Source organism: Streptomyces sp. NPDC058620, assembly GCF_042717135.1.
Taxonomy (GTDB): Bacteria; Actinomycetota; Actinomycetes; order Streptomycetales; family Streptomycetaceae; genus Streptomyces.
This window is the reverse complement of sequence record NZ_JBHXQO010000015.1, coordinates 146,043-162,386: the sequence shown is the minus strand read 5'-3', so window position 1 is coordinate 162,386 and position 16,344 is coordinate 146,043. Positions and strand designations below refer to the sequence as shown.

The following is a 16,344-nucleotide window of genomic DNA, read 5'->3' as shown; positions in this document are numbered from 1 at the left end:
TGCCGGGACCGCCCTGGCCACCGGGGCCACCCGCGCCGCCCGGCGCCTCGGCGCCGAGCCCGTCGAGGGCACTGCCGCCGGGGCGGGGCGCACCCTGGTCGCCCGCGCGCCGCGGGACGTCCGAGAAGTACGGCAGGTCGGCGCGGGGCGGAGTCGGCGCGGGACCGGAGCCCTCGGCGGGTGTGCCGGACGAGGCGGCCACCGACGTGGTCGTCGGGGCCTTGCGCGGAGCGAACCAGTCGCTGCCGCTCTTCTCCCTGGCCGGCTTGTCGGCCGGCGGCTCGCCGGAGGCTCCGCCGTCCCGTCCGTCCGCGCCCTGACCGCTTCCGGCGCCGTTCGCGGCGGCGGGGGGCGTGGCCGCGCCGGGGCGCGGCGTGCTGCCCGTGCGCTCGGCGTCCGGACGGCCGCCGGACGTGTCGCCGTCGCCCATCGGCGTACGCATCACGACAGGCGGGATGGGACGCGAGCCCGGGATGTTGATCCGGATGCGCGTCGTCAGCGTCGTCTCGGTTCTGGGCTCCTCCGGCCGCGGGGGGTCCACAGGATCCGGAGTCGCCTCCGGACCGTCCTGCGACGGGTGCAGCGACGGATACTGGCGGGATCCGTACGGCGGCGTGCCCGACGGATACGCGGCTCCGCCGCGCCCCTGGGGCCCGGAGGACGAACTGTCAGTTTCACGACTCAAAGCAGGTTCTCCCGATTGGCTCCGCCGCCCGTACTTCCCCCATGCCGCAGGCCAGGGGACGGCTCGGCGCGCGCACCACCATACTGGCCGACGCCACCGGACACTCCGCCACCGGGGGAAACCTCCACCTATGCGTCACACCTGCGGGGGTCGTTCCGGTATCGGACCTGGCACATCAGGGGCCAGGTCGGCCGGTGTTGGTGGCTGATTGAGGCAGTCGTGACGTGGTGGCGCACATCACAGCGACAGCCATCCCGCCGAGCAGGAAAAGACCCAGGCCGACTTCGTCCCCGAAGACGTAGTCGCCTTCGGGGCGGCCGCTGAGGAGGAGGACCACCGCGATGAGCCAGCCCGCGGCCGGGGCCAGCGCGCCGAGCTGCGTTCCCACCAGCACCCTGCCGCCGTAGAAGAGCCCGGCGCAGGCGGCGAGCGCGATCAGCAAACCGCCGGGGAACCAGGCGGCTTGGACGAGAGCGCCCGCGAGAGCGACGAGTGTGCCGAGGACCGCGAGGCCGACGTAGCCGGCGATCCGGGCGGGGTTCACCGGCGCCGCGAGACCGGTGGGCACGGGGCCCCTGGGCGGCGCGTCGGTACGCGGGGCCTGCGAGGAGGCCCGTGTGCGCCTGCTGTTCATGCCTGTGCTCCCGGTGCGCCTGTGGGTTCCGGCACGCCGGCGAAGAGGTCGTGCTCGCGTCCGTCGTCACCGCGCGCGGCGGTACCGCGGACCAACTGGTAGTACTCGGTGGTGAGAACGGGCTGGCCGAGGTCGTTCGACAGAGCGAAGAAAGGGCCGTCCACCGCGACCTGCGTGGCATGGGCCCGCATGGCGGCGGTCTTCGCGCCTGCGACGCCCGAGCCGTCGATCTCGGTGGTGATCAGCGTCGCGTCGACCACGCCCGGCACGTCGTCGACGGCGGCGATGCCCGGGAAGGCGTCAGGGGCTTCGGCCCTCAGCCGGGCGAAACCGTCTTCCACGACGGTGCGCGGTACGCGGTTCCAGTAGATCTTCGCGATCGTGTGCGGCGCGCCGGAGGCCGGGCGGTACGCGGGGTCGGCGGCCAGGTCCGCGGCGCGCATCGCGACGCGGTGGGCCTGGATGTGGTCGGGGTGCCCGTAGCCGCCGTCGGGGTCGTACGTGACGAGGACCTGGGGGCGCACCGAGCGGACCACCTCGACGAGATGCCCTGCGGCCTCGTCCACCGGGGCGTCCCAGAAGGCGCCTGGGCGGTGATTCTGTTCGGTGCCCATCATCCCGGAGTCGCGGTACCGGCCGGGGCCGCCCAGGAAGCGGTGGTCGGTGACCCCGAGCTCCCGCATCGCGGCGGCGAGTTCACCGATGCGGTGGGCGCCCAGGGTGTCGTCCCGGTCGGCGGCGAGGTGGGCGAGCTCCGGCGGGATGACCTCGCCCTCCTCGCCGAGTGTGCACGTCACCAGGGTGACGTGGGCGCCCTCGGCCGCGTACCTGGCCATGGTGGCACCGTTGTTGATCGACTCGTCGTCGGGGTGCGCGTGCACCAGGAGCAGACGGCGGCCGGGAAGGTCCTTCATGGGGACCACCCTACGAGCCACCTGCTTCACGCACCGACTGCCCCACGGGTCAGAACTTGATGCCCCCGATCATGCCTGCCACGTTCGAGGTCACCTCCGAGATGGTGGGGGCGATCGACGAGCTGGCGAGATAGAACCCGAGCAACATGCAGACCACCGCATGTCCGCCCTTCAGTCCGGATTTCCGGATCAGCAGGAAGACGACGATCGCCAGCAGCACCACCGCCGAAATCGAGAGTGCCACGGCGGTTCACCTCCATCAGTACGGTCGGGACGGGCAGCACACATGGAGCCAGCAGGTTCTTACCCACCGAGCGCTACGGATCATAACTATCCGTGCCACCGCATTGTTCGGGGCACAGCAGCACGAGGGGCGCACGGACCCGCTCACGGAACATCCCGACCCTCTAAGTTCAAGGCCATGACCTCGCAGAAGCTGTCCTTTCCCCGTCAGTACGCACGGACCCAGCGGTTCACCCTCGGCGCCCCCCGCGCATTCACCGTCTCACCGGACGGGACGCGGGTGATCTTCCTCCGCTCGGCCTCCGGCACCGACCGTACGAACCGGCTGTGGGTGCTGGACCCCTCGACCGGCGAGGAGCGGATCGCGGCCGACCCCGAGGCGTTGCTGGGCGGTTCGGCGGAGAGGCTGTCGCCGCAGGAACGGGCCCGCCGCGAGCGGAGCCGGGAGGGCTCGGGGGGCATCGTCGGCTATGCGGTGGACGGGGCCGCCGAGTTGGCGGCGTTCGCGCTCTCCGGGAAGGTGTACGTGGCCGAGCTGCGGGCCGGGACGGCGCGGGCGCTGCCGGTGCCCGGGCCGGTGATCGACCCCCGCCCCTCCCCCGACGGCCGCCACATCGCGTACGTCACGCGCGGCGTACTGCGCGTCGTGGGCGCGCAGGGCGACGGGGACCGGGCGGTCGCCGAGCCGGAGGACCCGCACGTCTCCTACGGCCTGGCGGAGTTCGTCGCGGCCGAGGAGATGCAGCGCTCCCGGGGCTACTGGTGGTCACCGGAGTCCGACCGGCTGCTGGTCGCCAGGGTCGACGACAGCGCCGTACAGCGCTGGTGGATCGCCGATCCCGCACATCCCGGCCGCAGGCCCGCCGAGACGGCCTACCCGGCGGCGGGGACGGCCAACGCGGAGGTGCGGCTCTTCATCATGGATCTGGAGGGGGCCCGCACCGAGGTGGTCTGGGACCGGGTGCGCTATCCGTATCTGGCCGAGGTGCACTGGTCGTCCGCCGGCGCTCCGCTGCTCCTGGTGCAGGCCCGTGACCAGCGCAGTCAACTGCATCTGGCCGTCGACCCGGAGAGCGGCGCGACGCGCACGGTGCACGTCGACGAGGACGAGGTGTGGCTGGATCTGTTCCCCGGGGTGCCCGCCTGGGCGCCGGACGGCCGGCTCGTACGGATCGCCGACGAGGGCGGGGCGCGGGTGCTCGCCGTCGGCGACCGGCCGCTGACCGGGGCGCAGTTGCACATTCAGGCGGTGCTGGACATCGGGGAGTCGGACGTCCTGGTCTCGGCGACGGCGGGCGAGGAGGCAGCCGACCCGGAGACCGGGCAGAGCCATGTGTACCGGGTCAACGAGCTCGGCATCGAACGGATTTCCGAGGGGGTGGGTGTGCACACCGCCGTCCGTTCGGGCGGGGTGACCGTGCTCGTCTCGGCGTCCCCGGAACAGCCCGGCTGGTCCGCGCAGGTACTGCGGGACGGCAGGCGGACCTCCTCGGTGGCGACGTACGCGGAGGAGCCGGTTCTCTCGGCGAACGTGCGGCTCACGGAGGGGGGCGCACGGCGGATTCCGTGCGCCGTACTGCTCCCCACGGGATACAAGGAATCGGATGGTCCACTTCCGGTCCTGATGGACCCGTACGGCGGGCCGCACGGCCGCCGGGTGGTCGCCGCACACAACGCCCACCTCACCTCCCAGTGGTTCGCGGACCAGGGCTTCGCCGTGGTCGTCGCGGACGGCCGGGGCGCACCCGGCCGGTCACCCGGCTGGGAGAAGGCCATCAGGGACGACTTCCCGCTCACCCTCGACGACCAGATCGAGGCCCTGCACGCGCTCGCCGGGCGCTTCCCGCTCGATCTCTCCAAGGTCGCGATGCGCGGCTGGTCGTACGGCGGCTATCTTTCGGCGCTCGCGGTGCTGCGGCGCCCCGACGTCTTCCACGCCGCCATCGCGGGGGCCCCGGTGGCCGACTGGCGGCTGTACGACACCCACTACACCGAGCGCTATCTCGGCGACCCCGCCGAGCAGCCCGGGGTGTACGCCCACAACGCCCTGACGACCGACGAGGGGCTCTCCGAACCCGCCGGGCAGGTACGGCCGTTGATGATCGTCCACGGCCTCGCGGACGACAACGTGGTGGTCGCGCACGCCCTGCGGCTGTCGTCGGCGCTGCTGTCGGCGGGGCGGCCCCACGAGGTACTGCCGCTGAGCGGAGTGACGCACATGACCCCGCAGGAGCAGGTCGCGGAGAATCTGCTGCTGCTCCAGGTCGACTTCCTCAAGCGGTCGCTGGGGCTGAGCGACGCCTAGGGTCTTTCGTTTGGATCAGGCCGGATCAGCGAGCCCGGCACGATCCGGACGAGAGGCCCTGGGGGAACTCACCAGCCGGGCGGCGGGGACGAGGGCGGCGGCGGTCCGAATCCACCGCCCTGCGGGTAGCCGTGACCGGGCCCCTGCCCCGGGGCCCCGGCCTGCGGGTAGCCGTAACCGGGTCCCTGCCCGTGGGCGCCGGCCGGGGGGTAGCCGTACCCGGGCGCCCCGCCCTGCGGATAGCCGTAACCCTGGTGCGGGCCGACGGGCACGTCCTCGAAGCCCCTGCGGGCCAGGGCGATCAGTGCGGCGGCCCCGGCGACGGCCAGGAAGCACCAGGAGAGCAGGGTGAGCTGGAGCTCGGTCCCCAGCTCACCGAAGCGCTCCAGGAGCTGGTGGTGCAGCGCACGGGCTATGCCGAGCGAACCGGCCGTCAACACGAATCCGGCCACGATCACGCCGAGGGTCCGGGAGTGGACCGCGTGGACCAGGGCACTGACCGCCACGACCAGGCAGAGCAGGGCGACCGTCGCGTTGGTCCAGCCCGGCGGCGCGTCGGTCAGTTCCATGCGGACGTCCGGCCCGCCGACGAACCAGTCGGGGTAGATGCTGGAGGGAAAGGTGAGCAGCTGGCGGATCTCCCAGGCGATCATCACCGCGCCGGCCGCGCCCAGCATCAGGAAGGCGACGGCGGAGGCGCCCTGGCCGGGTCTGGTGGGCCTCGGCTCGTAGAAGTCCTCCGACTGCCTGCGGCCGGCCGCTCCGGTGACGAGGAGGGCGAGCGCGGCGGCCAGGGCCACGAACGTACCGATCAGCGCCCTGGTCCGGAGCTCGTCCGCGTACCGGCCGTCCATCCAGGACGCGCCGATGCCCCAGACGCCGGGCAGCCGGAGCAGGAGCGTGACCAGGCCGGTGGCGACGAGCGCCGACGCGGCCACCGACGAGCGCAGGGCGGCGGCCGTGGCGAAGACGTACACGACGAGCAGGACGAGGTCGCTATGCGAGGTGGCGGGCAGTGCGTCCGGCCGTGCGTCGGCGTAACCCGCCCAGTACCGCAGCAGATCGAGGGGTTCGCTGACGGCCCGCACATCCCGCACGACCCAGCCCACGACCATCACCGCGAGCACGGAACAGAGGACGGCCCCGGTGATTCTCGCACCCCGTGTGAGTGTCACCCCAGCGATACTCCACCGTGCTCCGGCATCGGACAAGAGGGCCTCGGGGAACGGGTAACCGGCTGGGGTGACGTGACGTCACCCCAGCCGGTTCACGGCACCCGCACGGCCGTACGCTGTTCATCATGGACCGTTCGTATATCGGTGCCGCGACAGCCAAGTTGCCTCTGTGTAAACGAAGTTCGTCGGCATTTATGGCTGGATGTCGCCCCGCGTCCCCGGCTCCCGCGGGGGCCGCTTCCTGATCGCGGTGCCCGGCGCCTCCACGTCCGGCCCCCGCCCCTGTCCCGGCGGTGTGTCCCGCTCCCCCTCCGAGGGCACCACGTGCTTCTCCTCGGCGAAGTGGCACGCGGAGTCGTGGCTCGCCGGGCTCTCCGTCAGCCGGAAGGTCGCCGGGACGGCCAGCAGCGGCACTTCCAGCTCGCACCGCTCCTGCGCCTTCCAGCAGCGGGTGCGGAAGCGGCAGCCCGACGGCGGGTTGGCGGGTGAGGGCACGTCGCCGTGCAGGATGATCCGCTCCCGGTACTCGCGGGCCATCGGGTCGGGTACCGGCACGGCGGACAGCAGTGCCTGGGTGTACGGATGGGTGGGGTGCTCGTAGATCTCCTCGTCGGTGCCGATCTCCACGATCCGGCCGAGATACATCACGCCGACCCGGTCGGAGATGTGCCGGACGATCGACAGGTCGTGGGCGATGAACACGAAGCTCAGGTCGAACTCGCTCTGGAGACTGTCCAGCAGGTTGATGACCTGGGCCTGGACCGACACGTCGAGCGCGGAGACCGGCTCGTCGGCGACGATGATCTCCGGGTTGAGCGCGAGGCCGCGGGCGATGCCGATGCGCTGGCGCTGACCGCCGGAGAACTGGTGCGGATAGCGGTTGATGTACTCCGGGTTGAGCCCCACCACGTCCAGGAGGTCCTGCACCTTCTGGCGCCGGCTGCCCTTCGGGGCCACCTCGGGGTGGATCTCGTACGGCTCACCGATGATGTCGCCGACCGTCATCCGCGGGTTCAGCGAGGTGTACGGGTCCTGGAACACCATCTGGATGTTGCGGCGCACCGCCTTCAGCGCACGCCCGGACAGCCTGGTGATGTCCTCGCCCTTGTAGCGGATGGCTCCCGCCGTCGGCCGCTCCAGGTGCACCAGCATCCTCGCCACGGTCGACTTGCCGCAGCCGGACTCCCCCACGATGCCGAGCGTCTCGCCCGCCGACAGGTCGAAGGAGACACCGTCGACCGCCTTGACGGCCCCGATCTGCTTCTTGATCAGGATGCCCTGGGTCAGCGGGTAGTGCTTGACGAGGTCGCGGACCTCCAGGATCGGGTCGCCGTTCGCGTACGCCGTCCCGGTCCGCGCGGTGGACGGCGGGGTGGCCGCCACCTCGCCCTCCTCGCGGGCTTCCTTCCGTCCGCCGGAGTGATCAGCGTGCATCGAGCGTCTCCTTCCAGAAGTGGCAGGCGCTCTGGCGGTGCTCGGACACCTCGTACAGCGGCGGCACGTCCGTGCGGCACACGTCCTGGGCCATCGGGCAGCGGGGGTTGAAGGCACAGCCGGGCGGGATGTGCAGCAGGTTGGGCGGCAGGCCCTTGATCGCGTACAGCTCCCCGCCCTTCTGGTCCAGGCGCGGGATCGACCGCAGCAGGCCCTTGGTGTACGGGTGCGCCGGGGCCTTGTAGATGTCGTGGACGGGCGAGGTCTCGACGATCCGGCCCGCGTACATCACGGCGATCTTGTCGGCGACGTCCGCGACGACACCCAGGTCGTGCGTGATCAGGATCAGACCCATGTTCAGCTCGCGCTGGAGCTCCGCGAGCAGGTCCATGACCTGTGCCTGGACCGTCACGTCGAGGGCCGTGGTCGGCTCGTCCGCGATGATCAGGGAGGGCTCCAGCGCCAGCGCCATGGCGATCATGATGCGCTGGCGCATACCGCCGGAGAACTGGTGCGGGTAGTTGCCCACCCGCTCCTTGGCCGCCGGGATGCGGACCCGGTCCATCAGCTCGACCGACTTCGTCCTGGCGTCCTTGCGGGACATGCCGCGGTGCACGACGAACATCTCGCCGAGCTGCTCCCCCACGGTCAGTACCGGGTTCAGCGAGGACAGCGCGTCCTGGAAGATCATGGCCATCTCCTGGCCGCGGATCTTGCGCCGCTCCTCCTTCTTGAGCTTCAGCAGATCGCGGTCCTTGAAGAGGATCTCCCCGCCGCTGATCTTCCCGGGCGGCATGTCGAGGATGCCCATGACGGCCTGCGCGGTGACCGACTTGCCCGAGCCGGACTCACCGAGGACGGCGAGCGTCTCGCCCTCGGCCACCGAGTAGTTGACCCCGTTGACGGCTTTGGCCACCCCTTCGCGGGTGTGGAACTCCACATGCAGGTCGCGCACTTCGAGCAGCATGGCAACGGACTCCTCAGCGCAGCTTGGGGTCGAGGGCGTCGCGCACCGCGTCGCCGAGCATGATGAACGCGAGCACGGTGATCGCCAGCGCTCCGGCGGGCCAGAGCAGCATGTGCGGGGCGTTGCGGATGTACGGGGAGGCTTCGGAGATCTCGATGCCCCAGGAGACGGCGGGCGGCTTGAGGCCCACTCCGAGGTACGAGAGCGTCGCCTCCAGCGAGATGTACGTCCCCAGCGCGATCGTCGCGACGACGATGACCGGGGCGACGGCGTTGGGCGTGATGTGGCGCAGCATCATCCGGGAGTTGGACGCGCCGAGTGCGCGCGCGGCCTGCACGTAGTCGTTCTGTTTGGCGGTGATCACCGCGCCGCGGGCGATACGGGCGATCTGCGGCCAGCCCAGCAGCACGATGAAGCCGACCACGGGCCAGACGGTGGAGCCGGTGACCACGGAGAGGAAGACCAGGCCGCCGAGGACCACCGGGATGCCGAAGAAGACGTCGGTGATCCGGGACAGGACCGAGTCCCACCAGCCGCCGAAGAACCCGGCGAGGCCGCCGAGGACGCTGCCCAGGAGTGCCACTCCGAGCGTGGCGCAGACGCCGACGGTCACCGAGGTCCGGGTGCCGTAGACGACGCGCGTGTAGACGTCCCGGCCCTGGGGGTCGAAGCCGAAGGGGTGGCCGGGCTCGGAGCCCTTCTGGGCGTCGTCGAGGTTGGCCTGCAGCGGGTCGCCGCTCGCGATCAGCTGGGGCCAGATCGAGATGATCACCAGGAAGATGATGACCAGCCCGGAGATGATGAAGACGGGGTTGCGGCGCAGATCGCGCCAGGCGTCGGACCAGAGGCTGCGCGGCTTGCCCGCCGGTCCCGTCCCCTGGGGGCCGCCCGGCGTCTTCTCCAGACTGACTCCCTCGTCCAGGGCGAGGTCCATGGCGCCACCGGCCCCCGTCGGGGAGATCGCTCCGTCCGATGACAGCGGCTCAGGCATAGCGGATCCTCGGGTCGAGTACGGCGTACAGGAGGTCGACGATCAGGTTGGCTGCCAGGAAGACGAGAACCAGGACGGTGACGAATCCGACGACGGTCTGGGAGTTCTGGCGCAGGATGCCCTGGTAGAGCTGGTATCCGACGCCGTGGATGTTGAAGATCCGCTCGGTGACGATCGCTCCGCCCATCAGGGCGCCCACGTCCGTACCGATGAAGGTGACGACAGGGATCAGTGAGTTGCGCAGCAGGTGCCGGACGACGACGCGGCGCCGGGGCAGCCCCTTCGCGGTGGCGGTGCGTACGTAGTCGGCGCGGGCGTTCTCGGCGATCGAGGTCCGGGTGAGCCGGGTGACGTAGGCCAGCGAGACGGACGCGAGGACGAGCCCGGGGATGATCAGTTCGTTCCACGGGGCCTCCGAGGAGACGGACGGCTTGATGATCCCCCACTCGACCCCCAGCAGGAGCTGGAGCAGCAGGCCGGTGACGAACGTCGGTACGGAGATGACGACGAGGGTCAGGATGAGCACCGTGGTGTCGATGGGGCGGCCGCGGCGCAGGCCGGTGACGACACCGAGGCTGATGCCGATGACGATCTCGAAGACGATCGCGATGATCGTGAGCCTGATGGTGATGGGGAAGGCGGTCGCCATCAGTTCGGTGACCTCCTGCCCGTTGAACGCGGTACCGAAGTCGCCGGTGAAGACGTTGCCCATGTAGGTGAGGTATTGCTGCCAGACCGGCTTGTCGAGGCCGAATTCCGCGCGCAGCTGAGCAGCGGTAGCCGGGTCGCACTGGCGGTCGCCGCAGAGGCCGGCGATGGGATCGCCCATCACGTTCACCATGAGGAAGATCAACAGCGTGGTGCCGAAGAAGACGGGGATCATCTGCAGCAGCCGCCGGATCACATAACGTCCCATGAGGGGCTCCGGGGGTCGGGGCGAACGGGCGGACGGCGGGGACTGCGAAGCCGGGCGGCCGGTACGTCGTCCGCACCGGCCGGCCCGGCCTCCGTCAGCTCACTTGACCGTGATCTGGTCGTACACGGGGACGCTGAACGGGTTGAGCGTGACGTTCTCGATGCGGTCCGAGTAGCCGGCGCTGCCGTTCTGGTACCAGAGCGGGATGACCGGCATCTGCTCGACCATCACCTTCTCCGCGTCCTGGAACGTGGAGACCGCCGTGGCCTTGTCCGTCTCGGCGTTGGCCTTGTCGACGAGGTCGTCGAACTCCTTGTCGCTCCACTTGCCGTCGTTGGACGAGGCGTTGGTGTAGTAGACCGGCTGGAGGAAGTTCTGGATCAGCGGGTAGTCCATCTGCCAGCCGGCGCGCCAGGCGCCCGTCAGCTTCTGCTGGGAGACCTGGCTGCGGAAGTCGGCGAAGGTGCCGACGGGGCTGCCGACGCACGCCTTGTTGTTGCCCATGACGTTGTTGATGCTGTTGCAGACGGCGTCGACCCATTCCTTGTGCGAGCCGGTGTCCGCGTTGTACGAGATCTTCAGCTGGCCGCCGGGGATGCCGCCGTTGTCGTCGATCAGCTTCTTGGCCGCGGCCTTGTCGTACTCGCACGGGGAGCCGCAGAGACCCTTCTTGAAGCCGCCCTCCGCACCGAGGACCGGTGAGGTCCAGTCGGAGGCGGGGGTCCGGGTCTTCTGGAAGATCTGGTCGGTGATCTGCGCACGGTTGATCGCCATCGACAGCCCCTGACGCACCTTGGCGGCCTCGGGCGTGTCCCACTCCGCCTCGTAGAACGGGAAGGCGAGGGTCTGGATGATGCCGGCCGGGGTGTTGATGTAGCGGTCGCCGAGGTCCGCCTCGACGTTCGTGAGCTGCGAGGCGGGCACGTCGTCGACGAGGTCGAGGTTGCCGGCCGTCAGGTCGGTGTAGGCGGTGTTGTTGTCGGTGTAGACCTTGAGGTCGATGCCGCCGTTCCGCGCCTTGTCGTCGCCCGGGTACTTGTCCCACTTGCGCAGGTTCATCGCCGAGCCCTTGGCGTACGTGTCGATCGCGTACGGGCCGTTGCCGACCGGCTTGGAGAGCCAGGCGTCGTGGTCCGTGAAGAACGCCTTGGGCAGCGGCGCGAAGGCGGGGTAGCCCAGGGTGTCCGGCCAGAGCGAGAACTTCTGGGAGAGCTTGACGGTGAACGTCTTGTCGTCGACGACCTTGAGGCCGGCGAGCTTGTCCGTGGAGGCGGAGCCGGCCTCGGGGTGGGCCTTGTCGTAGCCGTCGATCTGGGCGAAGAAGAAGGCGTTCTTCTGGTTGTTCTTCAGCGCTGCGCCGTAGTTCCAGGCGTCCACGAACGAGGCCGCGGTGATCTTCTCGCCGTTGCTGAAGGTCCAGCCGTCCTTCACGGTGACCGTGAAGTTCAGGGAGTCGGTCGTCTCGATCTTCTCGGCGAGCATGTTCTGTGCCTCGCCGGTCTTCGGGTCGTACCTCTTGAGACCCCGGAAGATCATGTCGAGGACCTTGCCGCCCTGCACCTCGTTGGTGTTCGCGGGCTCCAGCGGGTTCTGCGGGTCGCCCCAGGAGGAACTCACGATCCCGTCGGCGCCACCGCCGCCACCACCGCTGTCGTCCCCGCCGCCACAAGCCGTCGCTGCCAGGGCGACGGCCACCGCACATGCGGCCCACTTGGCTTGTGTGGCTCCGCGCATGAAGTGCCTCCTAGAGATTCATTGAGCAACTCAATGCCTCATATCACCCCATTTGCCTTCTGATCGCCTGTTAAACAGGCCCATCGGTGGCGGCCCGACAGCACAAAACCGCCGGGCGGGCTCGAATGACCAAGCCCGCCCGGCGGTGGAGAAAGAAGGAGAACTAGGCCGCGTGAACGACGTCCTTCTCCTCGGCGAAGTGACACGCCGACTCATGAGCGACCGGGGAGTCCACTCCCTTGAAGCGCTCGGGGATCGCCAGCAGCGGCACCTCCGTGGCGCACTTGTCCTCGGCCTTCCAGCACCGCGTACGGAAGCGGCAGCCCGACGGCGGGTTCGCCGGCGAGGGGACGTCACCCGAGAGGATGATCCGCTCGCGGCCCTCACGGGCCTCCGGGTCGGGAACCGGAACCGCCGACAGCAGCGCCTGGGTGTAGGGGTGCGTCGGGTGCTCGTAGATCTGCTCGTCCGTACCGATCTCGGCGATCTTGCCGAGGTACATGACGCCGACCCGGTCCGAGATGTGCCGGACGATCGACAGGTCGTGCGCGATGAAGAGGTAGGAGAGGTTGAACTCGTCCTGGAGCTTCCCCATCAGGTTGATGACCTGCGCCTGCACCGACACGTCGAGCGCGGAGACCGGCTCGTCGCAGATGATGATCTCCGGGTTGAGCGCGAGGCCGCGGGCGATGCCGATGCGCTGGCGCTGACCGCCGGAGAACTGGTGCGGATAGCGGTTGATGTACTCCGGGTTGAGACCCACGACGTCCAGGAGGTCCTGCACCTTGCGGCGCCGCTCGCCCTTGGGCGCGACCTCGGGGTGGATGTCGTACGGCTCACCGATGATGTCGCCGACCGTCATCCGCGGGTTCAGCGAGGTGTACGGGTCCTGGAACACCATCTGGATGTTGCGGCGCACGGCCTTCAGCGCACGCCCGGACAGCTTGGTGATGTCCTGGCCCTTGTAGAAGACCTCGCCGGCGGTGGCCCGCTCCAGCGTCATCAGGAGCTTGGCGACCGTGGACTTGCCACAGCCGGACTCGCCCACGATGCCGAGCGTCTCGCCCGCGAAGAGATCGAAGGAGACCCCGTCGACGGCCTTGACCGCGCCGACCTGCTTCTTGAACAGGATGCCCTGGGTCAGCGGGAAGTGCTTGACCAGGTTGCGCACCTGAAGGATGGGCTCGCCCTGCGACACGGGCGCGTCGATGGCGGCTACGGCCTCCGCCTCGCTGGCCGCGTCCACAGTCGCCACTTCGGTGACGTTCGGGGTGGCGTCCACGGGCTCTTTCTCGATGTCAGCCATGGATCGTCTCCTTCCAGAAGTGGCAGGCGCTGCCGCGGCCGACCAGATCGGTACCGTCCTGCTCGGTCACCGGGCGCAGGGCCGGGATGTCCGTACGGCAGATGTCCTGCGCCATCGTGCAGCGCGGGTTGAACGCACAACCCGACGGCACGTTGAGCAGGTTGGGCGGCAGGCCCTTGATCGCGAAGAGCTCCTGGCCCTTCTGGTCGAGGCGCGGGATCGACTCCAGCAGACCCTTGGTGTACGGGTGCGCCGGACGCTTGTAGATCTCGTGCACGGGGGCGGTCTCGACGATCCGGCCCGCGTACATCACGGCGATCTTGTCGGCGACGTCCGCGACGACACCCAGGTCGTGCGTGATCAGGATCAGGCCCATGTTGTACTCGCGCTGGAGCTCCGCGAGCAGGTCCATGACCTGTGCCTGGACCGTCACGTCGAGGGCCGTGGTCGGCTCGTCCGCGATGATCAGGTCCGGCTCCAGGGCCAGCGCCATGGCGATCATGATGCGCTGGCGCATACCGCCGGAGAACTGGTGCGGGTAGTCCGAGACACGGGCCGCGGCGGCCGGGATCTTGACCTGGTCCATCAGGTCGATGGCCTTGGCCTTGGCTTCCTTCTTGGACAGGCCCTGGTGCACCCGGAACATCTCGCCGAGCTGGTAGCCGACGGTGAGGACCGGGTTCAGCGAGGACAGCGCGTCCTGGAAGATCATCGCGATCTTCTGGCCGCGGATCTTGCGCCGCTCCTCGTTGGACATCTTCAGCATGTCCTGGCCGCGGAAGAAGATCTCGCCCTGCGGGATCTTGCCCGGGGGCATGTCGAGGATGCCCATGATGGCCTGCGCCGTCACGGACTTGCCGGAGCCCGACTCGCCGAGGACGGCGAGCGTCTCACCGGCGTTCACGCTGTAGTTGACGCCGTTGACGGCCTTGGCCACACCGTCACGGGTGTGGAACTCCACGTGCAGGTCGCGGACTTCGAGCAGCGGGCCGACGTGGTCGTCTCCCGAGCGCGCGGACGGGACTTCTGCGGTCTTGTCGATGGTGGTCACGTGCGCCCTCCTTATCGCGTCTTCGGGTCGAGGGCGTTACGGACGGCTTCGCCGAGCATGATGAACGCCAGAACGGTGATGCTGAGCATGATCGACGGGTAGATCAGGATGTGCTGCGCCACCCGGATCTGAGCCGAACCACCGGAGATGTCCATACCCCACGAAACGGTCGGCGAGGCGAGGCCGAGACCCAGGTAGGACAGGGTCGCCTCCGCCGAGATGTACACACCGAGCGAGATGGTCGCGACCACGATCACCGGGGCCATCACGTTCGGCAGGATGTGCCGGAACAGGATGCGGGGCGTGCTCGCACCGAGTGCTCTGGCCGCCTGGACGAAGTCCGACTGCTTGATGGTGATCACCGCACCGCGCATGACACGCGCGATCTGGGTCCAGCCGAGGAACGCCAGGGCGAAGACGACCACCCAGATCGAACGGTCCGTGAACGCCTGGAGGACGACCATCGCGCCGAGCAGGAAGGGCAGGCCCAGGAAGATGTTCGTGAAGCCCGAGAGCAACGCGTCGATCCAGCCGCCGAAGTAGCCGGACAGCATGCCGATCAGGCCACCGAACAGGGTCACCGCGAGGGTCACCGCGACACCGACGATCACCGAGGCACGGGTGCCGTAGATGACGCGGGCGTAGACGCTGCGGCCCTGGCCGTCGTAACCGAACCACTCGGGCGAACCGATCTTGCTCAGCTCGGGCTTGCCCAGGAAGTGGTTCACGAGGTCACCCGTGGTGGGCGAGGCGCTGGTGAACAGGCTCGGGAACGCCGTGATCAGAAGCAGGATCACGATGAGGCCGGCGGAGATGATGAAGTACCAGTTGCGCCGCAGGTCCTGCCAGGCGTCGCCCCAGAGGCTGCGTGGCTTGTCGGCCTTGACGGCCTCGGCGGGTTCCGCGGCGGGTGCGACGGCCTCGTCGGGAGCGGGAGCGGTCTTGGTCAGGTCAGGCATACCGGATCCTCGGGTCCAGGACCGCGTACAGCAGGTCGACGAGCAAGCTCATGAAGAGGTAGACGAGCACCAGGACGGTGACCAGTCCGACCAGGGTGGTGCCCTCGCGCCGGACGATCGACTCGAAGATGGTGCCGCCGATGCCCTTCACGTTGAACAGGCCCTCTGTGACGACCGCGCCGCCCATGAGGGCGCCCAGGTCCGTGCCGAGGAAGGTGACGACCGGGATCAGCGAGTTGCGCATCAGGTGGACACCCACGATGCGGCGCTTGGGAAGACCCTTGGCGACGGCCGTGCGCATGTAGTCCGAGCGCAGGTTCTCCGCCATCGTCGTACGGGTCAGTCGTGCCACGTACGCCAGGGAGAGCGAACCAAGGACGATCGCCGGGGTGAACAACTCGCCCCACGTCGCGTCGTTGGAGACGTTCGGTGCGATCCAGCCGAGCTCGAAGGCGAACACCGACTTGACGATGAAGCCGAGCACGAAGACCGGGATCGAGATGATCAGCAGCGTCAGTACCAGGACGACGTTGTCGGTCAGACGGCCGGCGCGGAGACCGGCGGCCATGCCCAGGGCGAGACCGAGAACGATCTCGATGAGGAACGCCATCGCGGCGAGCCGCAGCGTGACCGGGAACGCGTCGCCGAGTACGTCGGTGACGGGCCGTCCGCTGGCTATCTGGGTGCCGAAGTCGAAGTGAAGGACGATTCCCTTCATGTATTCCCAGTACTGCACCAGAATCGGCTGGTCGAGGCCGAGTTGGTGCCGCATGGCCGCAAGGGTCGCGGGGTCCGCACCCTTGTCCCCGAAGAGCCCCCGCACGGGGTCGCCGGGCAGCGTGTAGACCATCAGGAAGATCAGCAGAGTTGTCCCGATGAAGACCGGGATCATCTGGAGCAGTCGTCGTGCGACATAGCGCCCCATGGTGCCTCCATGTAAGTGGCACGCCGCAGCCGACGGGCCCTCCCTCGTCACCGACCCCCTCGTGGGGTCGTCGGTGTCGCGGAAGGGCCCCCCGGCCACTGCGTG

14 protein-coding genes and 1 pseudogene are annotated in these 16,344 nt (G+C 69.2%); 1 reads left to right on the top strand and 14 read right to left on the bottom strand.

The features are described from left to right. The 4 genes and pseudogenes from ACFWSK_RS17575 to ACFWSK_RS17560 all read right to left on the bottom strand — a co-directional run. Window positions 1-685: pseudogene (locus ACFWSK_RS17575) on the bottom strand (hypothetical protein); the annotation flags it as partial. Window positions 686-860: 175 nt separating this feature from the next. Next, window positions 861-1,319 (bottom strand): DUF6113 family protein, encoded by a 459-nt coding sequence (locus ACFWSK_RS17570; protein WP_383786554.1) that lies wholly within the window; start codon window positions 1,317-1,319, stop codon window positions 861-863. Then, the gene (gene mshB / locus ACFWSK_RS17565) at window positions 1,316-2,233 is read right to left on the bottom strand and encodes an N-acetyl-1-D-myo-inositol-2-amino-2-deoxy-alpha-D-glucopyranoside deacetylase (RefSeq protein ID WP_383786551.1); all 918 of its coding nucleotides are present in this window, start codon (window positions 2,231-2,233) and stop codon (window positions 1,316-1,318) included. The genes ACFWSK_RS17570 and mshB overlap by 4 nt, the downstream gene beginning before the upstream one ends. Window positions 2,234-2,282: 49 nt before the next feature. Continuing rightward, a complete protein-coding gene (locus ACFWSK_RS17560; RefSeq protein WP_014154257.1) occupies window positions 2,283-2,477 on the bottom strand; it encodes a hypothetical protein in 195 nt (64 codons plus the stop codon). Between the two features lie 177 nt (window positions 2,478-2,654). Here ACFWSK_RS17560 and ACFWSK_RS17555 point away from each other — a divergent pair, with 177 nt between their 5' ends. Continuing rightward, the gene (locus ACFWSK_RS17555; RefSeq protein WP_383786548.1) at window positions 2,655-4,781 is read left to right on the top strand and encodes an alpha/beta fold hydrolase; all 2,127 of its coding nucleotides are present in this window, start codon (window positions 2,655-2,657) and stop codon (window positions 4,779-4,781) included. A gap of 68 nt (window positions 4,782-4,849) precedes the next feature. Here the strand turns inward: ACFWSK_RS17555 and ACFWSK_RS17550 are convergent, their stop codons facing one another. From ACFWSK_RS17550 to ACFWSK_RS17505, 10 genes are all read right to left on the bottom strand, one after another. Beyond that, a complete protein-coding gene (locus ACFWSK_RS17550; protein ID WP_383786545.1) occupies window positions 4,850-5,956 on the bottom strand; it encodes a hypothetical protein in 1,107 nt (368 codons plus the stop codon). Between the two features lie 192 nt (window positions 5,957-6,148). Further along, window positions 6,149-7,390: an ABC transporter ATP-binding protein gene (locus ACFWSK_RS17545; RefSeq protein ID WP_383786542.1), complete on the bottom strand. Its 1,242-nt coding sequence runs from the start codon at window positions 7,388-7,390 to the stop codon at window positions 6,149-6,151. Further along, window positions 7,380-8,357, bottom strand: a complete 978-nt coding sequence (locus tag ACFWSK_RS17540; RefSeq protein WP_383786539.1) for an ABC transporter ATP-binding protein — start codon at window positions 8,355-8,357, stop codon at window positions 7,380-7,382. Before ACFWSK_RS17540 ends, ACFWSK_RS17545 begins: the two co-directional genes overlap by 11 nt. 13 nt (window positions 8,358-8,370) lie before the next feature. Beyond that, window positions 8,371-9,348 (bottom strand): ABC transporter permease, encoded by a 978-nt coding sequence (locus ACFWSK_RS17535; protein WP_383786537.1) that lies wholly within the window; start codon window positions 9,346-9,348, stop codon window positions 8,371-8,373. Beyond that, the gene (locus ACFWSK_RS17530; RefSeq protein WP_383786534.1) at window positions 9,341-10,264 is read right to left on the bottom strand and encodes an ABC transporter permease; all 924 of its coding nucleotides are present in this window, start codon (window positions 10,262-10,264) and stop codon (window positions 9,341-9,343) included. The genes ACFWSK_RS17535 and ACFWSK_RS17530 overlap by 8 nt, the downstream gene beginning before the upstream one ends. Window positions 10,265-10,363: 99 nt before the next feature. Beyond that, complete coding sequence (locus tag ACFWSK_RS17525) at window positions 10,364-11,998, bottom strand: ABC transporter substrate-binding protein (RefSeq protein ID WP_383786531.1); 1,635 nt, start codon at window positions 11,996-11,998, stop codon at window positions 10,364-10,366. Between the two features lie 163 nt (window positions 11,999-12,161). After that, entirely contained in the window at window positions 12,162-13,304 is a 1,143-nt protein-coding gene (locus tag ACFWSK_RS17520; RefSeq protein WP_383786528.1) for an ABC transporter ATP-binding protein, read from the bottom strand. Continuing rightward, window positions 13,297-14,355, bottom strand: a complete 1,059-nt coding sequence (locus ACFWSK_RS17515; RefSeq protein ID WP_383786526.1) for an ABC transporter ATP-binding protein — start codon at window positions 14,353-14,355, stop codon at window positions 13,297-13,299. The genes ACFWSK_RS17520 and ACFWSK_RS17515 overlap by 8 nt, the downstream gene beginning before the upstream one ends. 11 nt (window positions 14,356-14,366) lie before the next feature. Beyond that, window positions 14,367-15,314: an ABC transporter permease gene (locus tag ACFWSK_RS17510; protein ID WP_383786524.1), complete on the bottom strand. Its 948-nt coding sequence runs from the start codon at window positions 15,312-15,314 to the stop codon at window positions 14,367-14,369. After that, window positions 15,307-16,239, bottom strand: coding sequence for an ABC transporter permease (locus tag ACFWSK_RS17505; protein ID WP_383786521.1), 933 nt, complete (start codon window positions 16,237-16,239; stop codon window positions 15,307-15,309). Before ACFWSK_RS17505 ends, ACFWSK_RS17510 begins: the two co-directional genes overlap by 8 nt. Window positions 16,240-16,344 lie beyond the last annotated feature (105 nt).